Source organism: Henriciella mobilis (assembly GCF_003576285.1).
GTDB classification, from domain to species: Bacteria; Pseudomonadota; Alphaproteobacteria; order Caulobacterales; family Hyphomonadaceae; genus Henriciella; species Henriciella mobilis.
On the sequence record NZ_QWFX01000005.1, the window covers coordinates 212,815 to 224,984 of the forward strand.

At 63.6% G+C, this 12,170-nt stretch carries 8 protein-coding genes; 3 read left to right on the top strand and 5 right to left on the bottom strand.

Going from position 1 to position 12,170, the window contains the following annotated elements:
* Nucleotides 1-9: 9 nt before the first annotated feature.
* The 5 genes from pstB to D1223_RS01065 form a co-directional block, all read right to left on the bottom strand.
* Nucleotides 10-774 carry a phosphate ABC transporter ATP-binding protein PstB gene (gene pstB / locus D1223_RS01045; RefSeq protein ID WP_407646929.1) on the bottom strand — a complete coding sequence of 255 codons (765 nt, stop codon included), beginning with the start codon at nt 772-774 and terminating at the stop codon, nt 10-12.
* Between the two features lie 59 nt (nt 775-833).
* A complete protein-coding gene (gene pstA, locus D1223_RS01050) occupies nt 834-2,435 on the bottom strand; it encodes a phosphate ABC transporter permease PstA (protein WP_119374555.1) in 1,602 nt (533 codons plus the stop codon).
* Nucleotides 2,428-3,834 carry a phosphate ABC transporter permease subunit PstC gene (gene pstC / locus D1223_RS01055; protein ID WP_119374556.1) on the bottom strand — a complete coding sequence of 469 codons (1,407 nt, stop codon included), beginning with the start codon at nt 3,832-3,834 and terminating at the stop codon, nt 2,428-2,430. The genes pstA and pstC overlap by 8 nt, the downstream gene beginning before the upstream one ends.
* 96 nt (nt 3,835-3,930) lie before the next feature.
* On the bottom strand, nt 3,931-4,611 hold the full coding sequence (locus tag D1223_RS01060) for an RluA family pseudouridine synthase (RefSeq protein ID WP_119375234.1): 681 nt from the start codon (nt 4,609-4,611) through the stop codon (nt 3,931-3,933).
* Complete coding sequence (locus D1223_RS01065; RefSeq protein WP_119374557.1) at nt 4,604-5,983, bottom strand: sensor histidine kinase; 1,380 nt, start codon at nt 5,981-5,983, stop codon at nt 4,604-4,606. Before D1223_RS01065 ends, D1223_RS01060 begins: the two co-directional genes overlap by 8 nt.
* Nucleotides 5,984-6,186: 203 nt before the next feature.
* On the opposite strand from D1223_RS01065, the gene D1223_RS01070 reads away from it, so the two are divergent.
* The 3 genes from D1223_RS01070 to D1223_RS01080 are packed head-to-tail and all read left to right on the top strand — an operon-like array spanning nt 6,187 to nt 12,108.
* On the top strand, nt 6,187-7,611 hold the full coding sequence (locus tag D1223_RS01070) for an efflux transporter outer membrane subunit (RefSeq protein WP_119374558.1): 1,425 nt from the start codon (nt 6,187-6,189) through the stop codon (nt 7,609-7,611).
* A gap of 13 nt (nt 7,612-7,624) precedes the next feature.
* Nucleotides 7,625-8,896, top strand: a complete 1,272-nt coding sequence (locus tag D1223_RS01075; RefSeq protein WP_119374559.1) for an efflux RND transporter periplasmic adaptor subunit — start codon at nt 7,625-7,627, stop codon at nt 8,894-8,896.
* Nucleotides 8,893-12,108: an efflux RND transporter permease subunit gene (locus tag D1223_RS01080; protein ID WP_119374560.1), complete on the top strand. Its 3,216-nt coding sequence runs from the start codon at nt 8,893-8,895 to the stop codon at nt 12,106-12,108. Before D1223_RS01075 ends, D1223_RS01080 begins: the two co-directional genes overlap by 4 nt.
* The last annotated feature ends 62 nt before the right edge of the window (nt 12,109-12,170 follow it).

The window sequence follows — 12,170 nt, forward strand, 5'->3', positions numbered from 1 at the left end:
GGTTCGGATTTAGCCGAACCGGCCCGTAATATAGTCTTGCGTGCGGCTGTCTTCGGGGTTGGTGAAGATCCGCTCGGTATCACCATACTCCACAAGCTTGCCGAGGTGAAAGAAGGCCGTCTTTTGCGAGACGCGCGCAGCCTGCTGCATGGAGTGGGTGACGATCACGATGCAATAACGCTCACGCAATTCATCGATGAGCTCTTCTATGCGGGCCGTGGCGATCGGGTCGAGGGCCGAGCACGGTTCGTCCATCAGGATGACTTCCGGGCTGACGGCGATGGCGCGGGCAATGCAGAGACGCTGCTGCTGGCCGCCGGACAGGCCGGTGCCAGGTGCCAGCAGGCGGTCCTTCACTTCATCCCAGAGGCCCGCCTTGCGCAGGGCGGACTCGACCACTTCGTCGAGCTCCTGCTTGCCCGAGGCCAGACCGTGGATGCGCGGGCCATAGGCGATATTGTCGTAGATCGACTTCGGGAACGGATTCGGCTTCTGGAACACCATGCCGACGCGCGAGCGCAGCAGGACCGGATCGATGGAGTGGTCGTTGATATCGGCCCCGTCCATGAAGATCTGGCCGGTCACGCGGGCCGACTCGATGGTGTCGTTCATGCGGTTGATGCAGCGCAGGAAGGTCGACTTGCCGCAGCCGGACGGTCCGATGAAGGCCGTCACGGCCCGGTCGGGAATGTCGAGCGAGATGTCAAAAATGGCCTGCTTCTCGCCGTAGAAGACATCAATGTTTCGGCATTCGACCTTGGTCATTTCCGGCATGTTTTGGGCCTGTTTCGATCTGGCGGTTTCGGTGAAGTCTTCGACGTTGCCATCCATGACTACCATCTCCTTTCGAACCTGCGTCTCAAGATGATCGCTATGAGATTCATCAAGACGAGAAAGACGAGCAGCACGATGATCGCGGCTGCGGTTTGGGGTTCCCATGCCCGTTCCGCGCCGGTCGACCACTTATAGATCAGGACGGGCAGGACGGTCGACTCATCGGTGGGGCCGGACGGAACCTCGGCGACAAAGGCCACCATGCCGATCAGCAGGAGCGGGGCCGTTTCGCCGAGGGCGCGGGCCATGCCGATGATCGAGCCGGTCAGGATGCCGGGGGCGGCGAGCGGGAGCACATGGTGGAACACGGCCTGTGTCGGCGACGCGCCAACCCCGAGCGCCGCCGTGCGGATCGATGGCGGGACGGATTTCAGGGCGGCGCGGGACGCGATGATCACGGTGGGCAGGACGAGCAGGCCGAGCACCAGGCCGCCAACAAGCGGAACCGAGCGCGGCATGCCGAGGAAGTTGATGAAGACAGCTGCGCCCAGCAGGCCGAACACGATGGAGGGGACAGCGGCAAGGTTATTGATATTGACCTCGATCAGGTCCGTCATCCGGTTCTTGGTCGCGAATTCTTCCAGGTAGACAGCCGCGAAGATGCCGACCGGAATAGCGAGCATGGCGGTGACCAGCATGGTCAGCAGCGAGCCAACGATGGCGGCGGCCGCGCCGGCGAGTTCCGGATAGGTGCTGTCGGAATGGGTAAAGAGCGAGGTGTTGAAGGTCGACTTGATGCGGCCCTCTTCCTTGAGCAGCATCGTCCAGGCGATCTGGCGGTCGCTGACGGTCCGGTTTTCCTGGGCTTGCGCCAGGACCAGCGCGGAGGCCTGCGCCCCGGCTGCCGGGAGGGCCTGCTCGCCAGCAATGAAGGTCAGAGAAGCGCTTCCATCGGCCAGCGTGTCGAGCCGGAACCAGGTGTCTCCGGCAGAGACCAGCGTGGTCGGGGCGCTGTCATCGGCGCTCGCTTCCTGGAAGCGGGTTTCGGCCTTCGTGATGTCATCACTGGCATCGGGGCTGCTGAATGCCATCTGCACGCCGGTTTCGATGCTGCCGCTTATGCGCGCGACGGTTCCCAGCTTGATTGAGGTGCGCTCGGTGACCCCGCCCTTGAGGAAGAGGTCGATATCGTCCGCCAGGGCGACCGAGAAGCGCTGCTGCGAACCGATCGTGTCGGGCCGCTCGGCTGTCTTGCGGGCGATGGGCAGGACGGCGAGCCGGGTGAACAGGCCATATAGCTCACGCAGTCGGGCGCGGTCGTCGACACCCGGCAGGAACTGGTCGGCGAGATTGTCCTGCAGAAGCAGGTTGAAGCCGCTGACATTGCGGGAAATCTCATCCGGGTCACGCGCGCCGGTCGGGTCGACCTGGGCGGCGTCAAGCGTCGTGTCGAAGGTCAGGACATTGCGCGAAAAGGCCGACGAGGCCTGGCCGAAGATCGAGACCAGCAGCGTGATGAGCGCAACGACGGCGATGCCGATGGCGACCTGGCCGTAGAGCTTGAAGCGCATCTCGGCGGCGTGGCGCTTCTTCAGGCGCTTGAGGGCTGCTTCAGTGACGAAGGTGCCCTTTTCGGAAGGGTTGGGCGCCGGGCTATTCATATTTTTCCCTGTACTTCTGGACGACGCGCAGGGCGATCAGGTTGAAGATCAGCGTGACGATGAACAGGACGAAGCCGAGCGCGAAGGCTGACAGCGTCTTGGCATTGTCGAATTCTGTATCGCCGGTCAGCAGGGCGACGATCTGCACGGTGATGGTCGTCAGGTCAGCCGTCGGGTCGGGCGTGATCTGGGCGCGCTGGCCCGCCGCCATCACCACGATCATGGTCTCGCCGATGGCGCGGGAGACGGCCAGAAGCAGGGCGGCGATGACACCGGGCAGGGCTGCCGGCATGACGACCTGCTTGACGGTCTCTGACCGGGTTGCCCCCATCGCATAGGCGCCATCGCGAAGCGTCTGCGGGACGGCATTGATGACGTCGTCGGACAGGGACGAGACGAAGGGGATGATCATGATCCCCATGACCAGCCCGGCGGCCAGCGCACTGGTCGGCTGCGCGGCCAGGAAACCGTCCGGAACGAAGGGCAGTGCGTTGATGCCCGTCGCGGCGCTGCGCACCAGCGGGGCCACGAATTGCAGGGCGAAGAAGCCGTAGACGACGGTCGGGATGCCGGCCAGAAGTTCGAGCACCGGCTTGACGATGCTGCGAAAGCGCGGGCTGGCATATTCCGACAGGTAGATCGCCGAGAGCAGGCCGATCGGGGCCGCCACCAGCATGGCCAGGAAGGCGATCATGAAGGTGCCGAAGAAGAGCGGGATGGCGCCGAAGTCAGCCCCGGTCTGCGCGTTCCATTCGGTGCCGAAGACGAATTCCAGAACGGGTACGCGCGAGAAAAAGCGCAGCGCTTCGAAGAACAGGCTACCGACGATGCCGATCGTGGTCAGGATGGCGATGGCGGCGCAGAGGAACAGCATGAACTTGATGCCGTCCTCGACTCGCGCACGGGCGCGGAAATTCAGCGAAAGACGGCGGCGGGCAAAGTAGAAGCCGGTGCCGGCTGCGGCAATCGCCAGGACAAGGGCGATGATCCGTGAAAGACCAAGCAGGTTTGTATAGCGGTCCGAGGCGGCGTCGAAGAGGGCATTGCCGGTTGCGACGGAATCGCGCCGCGCAACGTGCTCGACAATACGGTCAATATACTGGCCAAGCTCAAGCGAGCCGAGATCGCGGATGCGCTGGGGCAGCTCGCTGGCCAGCTGCGCGCGGACGAGAGACTCGCCGAAGAGGCCGTAGAGAAGCAGGATGATCGCAGCCGGGCCCACGGTCATCATGGCAACGAAATAGCCGTGATAGTTCGGCTGCGAATTCAGGCGTTCGGTCGTGCCGCTGCCGACAGCCACCGCCTGCGTACGTCCTGCATAGAAAGAGACGAATCCAGCCGCAGCGAGCACGGCGAAAAGCAACCATGCTATCGGCAGATGTCCAAAGGTCTCGAGCATTGCGCCCCACCGATCATTCAGGCCCTGTTTTGGGCCTCATAACGCCGGTGCTTGACACATATGTGACACATACTGCGGACAGTCGTAATATTTCTGCTATCGCGCTTGCTGCGCGAAGGCCGGACGGCTCGAAAACTCGACAACGGCGCCGCTTTCGGGATGCGGCAGGGCCAGGTGGCAGGCGTGCAGGCAAAGGCTCTGGAAACCGTCCGGGCGGCCGTAAAGCCGGTCGCCACAGATCGGGTGACCGATGGCCTGCAAGTGCACGCGCAACTGATGTGTACGCCCCGTTTCTGGGGCGAGGTCCAGCAGGGCAAGGGCGCCATGGTCTTCGATCAGCGACCATCTCGTCAGCGCCGGCTGGCCACTGTCCGGATCGGCCTTGCGCAGCGGGCGCATGGACCAGTCCCGGCCGATCGGCAGGTCGATGTCGCCGCTCATTCCAGCGGGCACGCCATGCACCATCGCCTGGTAGCGCTTGGCGACCTGGCGTGCTTCGAAGGCCTGCGACAGCGCTCGCCCGGCCTCGGGCGTGCGGGCGAAGACGATCAGCCCCGATGTATCCATGTCGAGACGGTGGACCGCGACGAGAGGTCCGAACTGGCTTTCGAGCCGGCGTTGCAGGCAGTCCTGGCGCTCAGCGCCGCGGCCGGGCACCGATAACAGGCCGGTGGGCTTGTCTGCGACCAGTATGTGCTCATCCTCGAACAGGATCTGCCCGAAGCTGGGCGGCGGTCTGTAGGGGCGCGGCGGCGGTGGACTGCCGGTATCAGTCATCGGTGAGGCGGGATTCGGCATCCGCGATGGGGAGCCACACACCAAAGACAGACCCTTCGCCTTCCTTGCTGGCCACGGCGAGTCCGCCGCGGTGGCGCGCCATGATGTGCTTGACGATGGCCAGGCCGAGGCCCGTGCCTTCGATCTCGCCGCCGCGGCTTTCATCGACCCGGTAGAACCGCTCACCGAGGCGCGAGAGGTGTTTGCGGGCAATCCCTTCGCCGCAATCCTCGACCCGGACCCAGGCGGCCCGTGCTTCGCTGGATGCCCGCGGTTGCAGCAGGATGGAACGTCCAGCCCCGTCGATGAACCGGGTGGCAAGGCGGCCGGCTTCGCTCATGGATGGCGCGGTGCCCGTCATCACTTTCACCCTGCCGCCGTCGCGAGAATACTTGATCGCATTGCTGACCAGGTTCTGCACGACCTGCGAGATCTCGTCCGAACTGGCGGTAATCGGGATGTCGCTGGCCTGGGTGTCGAAGTCGAGATGCACCTTCTTGTCATGTGCCAGCGGCTGCAGCGAGAGGATGGAACGTGACGTCACATCGCACAGGTCGATAATCGTGTCGGGCGCCCGGTGTTCGCTGAACTCGATGCGCGAGAGGGACAGCAGGTCGGCGACCAGGTGGCGCATGCGTTCGGTCTGCTGGTGCATGATCTCAAGGAAGCCATCCCATGACTCGCGGTCGTCGCGGGCCGGGCCGAGCATCGTCTCGATGAAGCCGGACACGGCGGTTAGCGGCGTGCGCAGCTCGTGGCTCGCATTGGCCAGGAAGTCGGCGCGGGCCCGCTCGGCCCTGTGGACGGCGGTGCGATCCTCGAAAATGACGAATACACTTTTCTTTTCCGGCCCCGGCGTGAGGTGCGCGAGCCACAATTCGTCGCCTTCACCGGTCTGGAACTCGACCCGTTCCGGTGCGCCGGATTTCGCGACCCGGTCGGTTGCGGACAGCACATCGGGCTGGCGGATAATCACCGATTTGAGGGCGCCCTCGATACTGTTCAGGCGGAACAGCGCCCCCGAATGGCGGTTCGAAACGAGGATACGCTCGTCGGGCGTTACATAAAGGGCCGGGAAGGGCAGGGCGCGAACCAGGGTCTGGATCGACGTATTGTCTGCAACCGACTGGGTGGATGCGGCGGCCCGCCCGTCTTCGGCGGGCGGCGCAGGTGGAACCGAGCCGACATAATAGGCCAGTGCACCGGCAAACAGCACGATGGCGGCCATGATCCCTTCGACGAAACCAAGCGCGCCGGAAACGACCAGCAAAGTCAGCAGGCCAGCGCCGCCCGTGGTCAGGACGATGAAGTCCCGAACCCGTTCCGGGCGCTTTCTGGCGCCCTGGCGATCATGGGTGTCACTTGCCGACATTCGCTTTCCAACCAGCCTTTCGTTTTCATGACAAGTCTGCAGCAGCTGTCATTACCTCGCATTTTGCGCATGCGTTCCACGGAATCTCAATCTCTTTGTGTTGCAAATGCAACGACTGCAATGCATTATCGATTTTCAATAATTTTTTGTTGACAGTCGAGTAGTAGAGCCGTAGAGGCAACACGGGATATTTTGAGGGTTTAATGAAGCAGACACGTGCAATTCTAGGAGCGCTGGCGCTCACGGGATGTGGGACCCTGTCAGGTGTGGCGGGCGATCCAGTCGCCGTTTTCCCGGTCGCGCCCGACGCGCCAGAGCGCTGGGCCGCCGCCGGTGTGACCGGCGACATGCCGGCTGCCGACTGGCTGGCCCAGTTCAATGACCCGATGATGGAAGCCCTGGTCGCTGAAACGCTGGAGGCCAATCCGAACATTCGCGCGCAATACTTTGCTGTGCGGGCCGCCAGCGCCCAGGCGCGTAGCGTTTACGGCCGTTCGCTGCCGAATGTCAGCGCCGGCCTTTCCGGTGGCGTGACGTCCAACTACTCCGAGACCCTCGATGAGCGGTTTACCGACCCGACCTACAGCCTCGGCGTGGATGCCTCTTGGACGGCCGACCTCTGGGGACGCGTGCGCGCCTCCATCGAGGCCTCCGAAGCCGACCTGGCCGCGAGCGAGGCGGACCTTGCCTCGGCCCGCCTGTCGCTGGCTTCCCAGACGGCGATTGCCTGGACCGACCTGAATGAGGCCGTCGCCCAGGAACGCGTCGCCATCCAGACCTTCGAGGCCCGCAACCGCATCCTGTCGCTGACCGAGCGGCGCTTTGCGCGTGGTCTTGTCGACTCGCTCGACGTTCGCCTTGCCCGCAGTGCCGTGGCGTCGGCTGAAGCGTCGATCGCAGCGCGCAGCCAGGCGCGCGAGAACGCAACCCGCCGGCTTGAAATCCTGCTCGGACGTTATCCGGGCAATGAGATCAAGGCACCGGGCACGCTGCCGGAACTGGAGCCGATCCAGGCCGCCGGTACGCCGGTCATGCTGCTGGCCCGCCGCCCGGATGTCGCTGCGTCCGAAGCCCGGGTGATCGCGGCCGGCCTGCGGGCCGAGCAGGCGCGTCTCGCCGTCCTGCCGAATCTCAGCTTCTCGGCATCGGTTGGCACCAATGAGACCGACTTTGCGGACCTCTTCGATCCGACCCGTATTGCCGCCAATGCGATTGCCTCGCTGGCCCAGCCAGTGTTTAATGGCGGGGCGCTGAAGGCCGACAAGGCTGCCGCGCTTGCCAATGCGGAAGCCGTCCTGTCGAGCTATGTCGCCAATGTCCTGCTGGCCTGGCGCGAAGCTGAAGACGCCATCGCCGCGGATGGCTACCTCGCCCAGCAGGTCGAGGCGCAAGCCCGCGCCCTGGACGAGGCCCTCAAGGCCGAAGAGCTGGCCACACGCCAGTATTCCAACGGTCTGATCACGATCTTCAATCTGATCGATGCCCAGACCCGTAGACTGAATGCCGAGAGCACGCTGATTTCCGTCCGCTCGGCACGTGTATCGAACCGCATCGCCTTCCACCTGGCAGTTGGGGGCGGGATACCGGGAGAGCCGGTCTCCGAAACCATAAATAATAACGCGCCCTGACAAGAGACCTCCCATGAAAAGAATCATCGCGCTCCTTCTTCCCGTTCTCGTTCTCATCGGCCTTGTCGGTGGTGGCTTCGTGCTGATGCAGCTGTTCAAGCCGCCCGTCGAAAAGGCTGAAGAACAGCCGCGTGGCCTGTCCGTCTTTGCGGAGGCCGCAGAGCTGACCGACCTGTCGATGACCGTCGCCGCGCAAGGCGAGGTCCGTCCGAAGCGCCAGATCGTGGTGGCGCCGCAGATCGCCGGCCGGATTTCCTATGTCTCTCCCGATTTCCTCGATGGCGGTTTCATCCGTCAGGGCCAGGTGCTGGTCCGTCTGGAATCGGCCGACTATGAGCTGGCCGTCACCCGCGCTCGGTCCATCGTCGCCTCGGCCGAGCAGAGGCTCGCCCGTGAACGGGCCGAAGCCGATCTCGCCCGCCAGGACATTCGTGAGCTTGGCATCGAGGATCCGAGCCCGCTTGCCCTTCGCGAACCGCAGCTGGCGGAAGCTACGGCCAACCTTGAATCCGCCAAGGCTCAGCTCGCCGATGCGCAGCTGGCCCTGAACCGGACCGCTGTCACCGCGCCATTCTCCGGCCGGGTCCGTGAACGCGACGCCGACCTTGGCCAGTTTGTCAGCCCCGGCCAGTCGCTGGGCACGATCTTCGCGACCGATGTGGTCGAGGTCTCGCTGCCGCTGTCCGACGACGACCTCGGCCGGGTCGGCCTGCCGCTCGCCTTTGCCGAGACGAAGGACAATCCCGGTCCGCAGGTGACCTTTACGGCGAATGTCGGTGGCGAGATGCGCACCTGGGAAGGCCGCGTGCGGCGCACGTCGGCGGCACTCAACCCGCAGACGCGCCTGATCAACGTCATCGCCGAACTGGATGACCCGTATGGCGAAGGCGCTGACAATGGCGTGCCGATGGCGCCTGGCCTGTTCGTGAATGCGAGCATCGAGGGCCGTATGATCCAGAATGTGGTGAAGGTCCCGCGTGCCGCCCTTCGCGGTGTGGACGAGGTTTTCATCGGTGACGGCCCGGCGGGCGAGCTGCATATCCGCAAGGTGGATGTCGCGTTCAGCGATGAGGACGGTGCCTATGTCCGTTCCGGCGTGGAGCCGGGCGAGCTGGCCATCGTCTCGCCGATCCAGGCCGCGTTCGAGGGCATGAATATCCAGGTCGTCGAGCGTATGCCGGATGGATCGCTGATCCCCCGCACGCCGCGCAAGATGAGCGATGACGAAGACACGCCGGAAACCTCGACGCTGGTGTCCGGAGACGTTGATGGAGCCGCACAATGAACGGTCTGGTCGCCTGGTGGGCCCGTAACGGGATTGCTGCCAACCTGCTGATGGTCATCGCCTTCATTGGCGGGACATTCGGGTTTCTCAGCCTTGAGAAAGAGGCCTTCCCGTCCGCCGACTTCAACGGCGCGTCCGTATCGATTGCCTGGCCCGGCGCCTCGCCGCAGGACGTCGAAGACCAGATCGTTGTCCGCCTGGAAGAAGTCGTCGCCGACATTGACGGCCTGAAGCGGATGAGCGGTGTGGCGCGCGAAGGCGTTGGCTACGTCAATCTCGAGTCCGAGCTGGACATCGACATCGACGAGTTCGTCGACGAGGTGAAGCGCCGCGTCGATACGATCTCCAACCTGCCGCAATCGTCCTTCCCGCCGCAGGTGCAGCGCTGGCGCGCGAACAACCAGTATATGGGCCTGGCCATTCATGGCGATGTCGACCGCAAGACGCTGAAATACTATGCCGAGCAGGCGCGGGACAAGATCGCGCTGATTGATGGCGGCGAGCTGGCCCAAGTCTGGGGAACGCTGGATGAAGAAGTGTCGATCGAAGTCTCCGAGGAGGCCCTGCGGCGCTACAACCTGACCTTTGCCGAAGTCGCCAATGCGGTGCGCAGTTCCTCGCTCAACTCCTCGGGCGGGATCGTGCGGACCGATACCGGTGCCGTCGCGCTGCAGGCGCGACAGCTGGCCGACACTGAAGAGGAATTCGGCAACATCGTCGTTCGCGAGACCGTCGACGGCGGAACGATCCGTATCCGCGATGTGGCAGAGGTCGTTGATGGCTTCGTCGATGCAGACCTCGACGCCACGCACAATGGCGATCCGACCGCCTTCATCATGATCAACCAGCCGGAAAAGATGGACATCGTCGCCTATACCGACGCGATCCATGAATATATCGAGCGCGCCAATAGCGGCAAAGGGCCCGACGCCCTGCCGGCCGGTATCCGGATCGACCCGCTGTTTGACGATTCCGATGTCTATGAAGGCCGGATGGACACGATCAGCTCCGCAGCGACGCAGGGCATGATCCTCGTCCTGATCATCCTGATCCTCTTCCTGCGCCCGGTCGTGGCGTTCTGGGTGACGATCGGGATCGGTACAGCCTTCGCCGGCGGCATCATGCTGCTGCCGCTGTTCGGCGTGTCGCTGAACTTCCTGTCCCTGTTCGCCGTGCTGCTGGTGATCGGCGTGGTCGTCGATGACGCAATCGTGGTCGGCGAGAACATTCACAAGGAAGTCGAAAGCGGCCGGCGAGAGGGGCTCGATGCCGCGACGGTCGGAACGCAGCTGGTGCTGAAGCCTGTCGTCTTCGGCGTGATCACCACCATGATCATGTTCGCGCCCTGGATGTTCCTGCCCGGTCCCGAACGCCAGTTCACGGCGCAGATTTCCTATGTGGTCATCGCAGCCCTGCTGTTCTCGCTGATCGAGTCGATGCTGATCCTGCCGTCGCACCTGTCGCACATGGAGCCGCAGAAATTCGACGGGCCCATGGGCAAGTTGCTTCGGGCTCAGCAAACGATTGCCGACAGCCTGCTGACCTTCGCCAACAAGATCTACAAGCCGGTTCTGGAAGCCGCCGTGAAATGGCGTTACGTGACGTTGGCCGCTTTCGCGTCCACCTTCATCTGGGCGATCATGCTGTTGCAGACGGGGATCGTGCCCTTCCGCTTCATGCCTGAGATCGAGGGTGACCTGCTGCGTGTCAGTATCGACCTGCCGGAGGGCTCGCCGCAGTCGCGCTCGCTGCAGGTTCGCGACCAGCTGAACCAGGCCATCGTTGTCGCGAAGGCCGAACTGGCAGAAGACTATCCCGATCTCGAGGAGTCCCTGATCCAGGGCGTATCCATCGTCGCCGAGGAAGGTAACGTCCAGTCCTGGATCGGACTGATGCCGGCCGAAGATCGCCCGACAGGCGTCGGCGCGAAGCTGATCACCCAGAAAGTGCGCGACGCTTTCGGCGAAGTGCCGGATGCCGAGGAAGTGAACTTCGAATTCACGATCAACGACTCCGACAACTCGATCCGGTTCGCTCTGAACCACGACAATCTGGCGCTGCTCCGGCAGGCCGCCTCCGAGGTGAAGGCCCAGCTGGCCACCTATGAGCAGACCTATGATATCAGCGACAACTTGTCGTCTGCGGCCGAGGAAGTCCGGATCAACCTGAAGCCCGGCGCAAGCTCGCTTGGCCTGACGCTGGCCGATGTGACCTCGCAGGTGCGCGCGGCCTATTACGGCATCGAGGCCCAGCGCCTGCCGCGTGACGGTGAGGATGTGCGGGTGATGGTCCGCTATCCCGAGGCGGCGCGCCGCTCGCTCGACAGTCTGCGCGACCTTCGGATCCGGACCAATGACGGGCGAGAGATTCCGCTTGCCCAGGTCGCCGATATCTCGTTCGAACCTGGCATCAACCGCATTCTCCGGCGCGAGCGCATGCGCTCTGTGACCGTGTTCTCCGACCTTGTCGGCGATGGTACGCGGGCCGTGATCTCAGCGGACATGGAGCAGAATTTCTGGCCCGACTTTGCCAAGAAGTATCCGGAAATCACGCGCGGCGTGGTCGGGTCGGCGGAGTCCGAACAGGAATTCTTCCAGGACATCATCCGGCTGTACCTGACGGCTTTCGTGATGATGTACATCCTGCTGGCGATTGCGTTCCAGTCCTATTCGCAACCGATCCTGCTGATGATGGCCATTCCGTTCGGCTTCGCCGGCGCGGTGTTCGGGCACGTCGCCTTCGGGGTGCCGATGGCCCTGTTCTCGATCTTCGGGATCGGCGCGGCGGCAGGTGTTGTGATCAACGACAACCTCGTCCTGGTTGACTATATCAACAGGCGGCGGGCTGAGGGCGCCGGCGCATTGCAGGCTATCGTGGATGCAGGCGTGTCGCGGTTCCGTCCGGTCCTGCTGACCTCGATCACGACCTTTGTCGGTATCCTGCCGATGATCGCGCAGAAATCTGTGCAGGCGCAGTTCCTGAAGCCAATGGTGGTCTCGCTCGGCGCGGCGGTGGCGTTTGCCCTGTTCGTCTCGCTGCTCATGGTGCCCGCGCTCTACGCCATCGGGTGCGAGGTTGGCCGCATCTTCCGCTGGACCTGGGGCGGTCGTCCCTATCGCCAGATCGGTGAATCCTATGAGGGTGACGTTCATATCGATGAAGAAGAACTCATTGGAACAAGTCGCGGCGGCCGGGCGCAGCCAGCAGAATAATTTTCCCCAATTTTCGCAGGCCGCCGGGTGGATATTGCCCGGTGGCGTGCGATAAGGACCTG

Bases quoted from the DNA above. Each gene is read 5' to 3' on its own strand.
- pstB (WP_407646929.1), bottom strand. From the start codon at position 774: ATGCCGGAAATGACCAAGGTCGAATGCCGAAACATTGATGTCTTCTAC.
- pstA (WP_119374555.1), bottom strand. From the start codon at position 2,435: ATGAATAGCCCGGCGCCCAACCCTTCCGAAAAGGGCACCTTCGTCACT.
- pstC (WP_119374556.1), bottom strand. From the start codon at position 3,834: ATGCTCGAGACCTTTGGACATCTGCCGATAGCATGGTTGCTTTTCGCC.
- D1223_RS01060 (WP_119375234.1), bottom strand. From the start codon at position 4,611: ATGACTGATACCGGCAGTCCACCGCCGCCGCGCCCCTACAGACCGCCG.
- D1223_RS01065 (WP_119374557.1), bottom strand. From the start codon at position 5,983: ATGTCGGCAAGTGACACCCATGATCGCCAGGGCGCCAGAAAGCGCCCG.
- D1223_RS01070 (WP_119374558.1), top strand. From the start codon at position 6,187: ATGAAGCAGACACGTGCAATTCTAGGAGCGCTGGCGCTCACGGGATGT.
- D1223_RS01075 (WP_119374559.1), top strand. From the start codon at position 7,625: ATGAAAAGAATCATCGCGCTCCTTCTTCCCGTTCTCGTTCTCATCGGC.
- D1223_RS01080 (WP_119374560.1), top strand. From the start codon at position 8,893: ATGAACGGTCTGGTCGCCTGGTGGGCCCGTAACGGGATTGCTGCCAAC.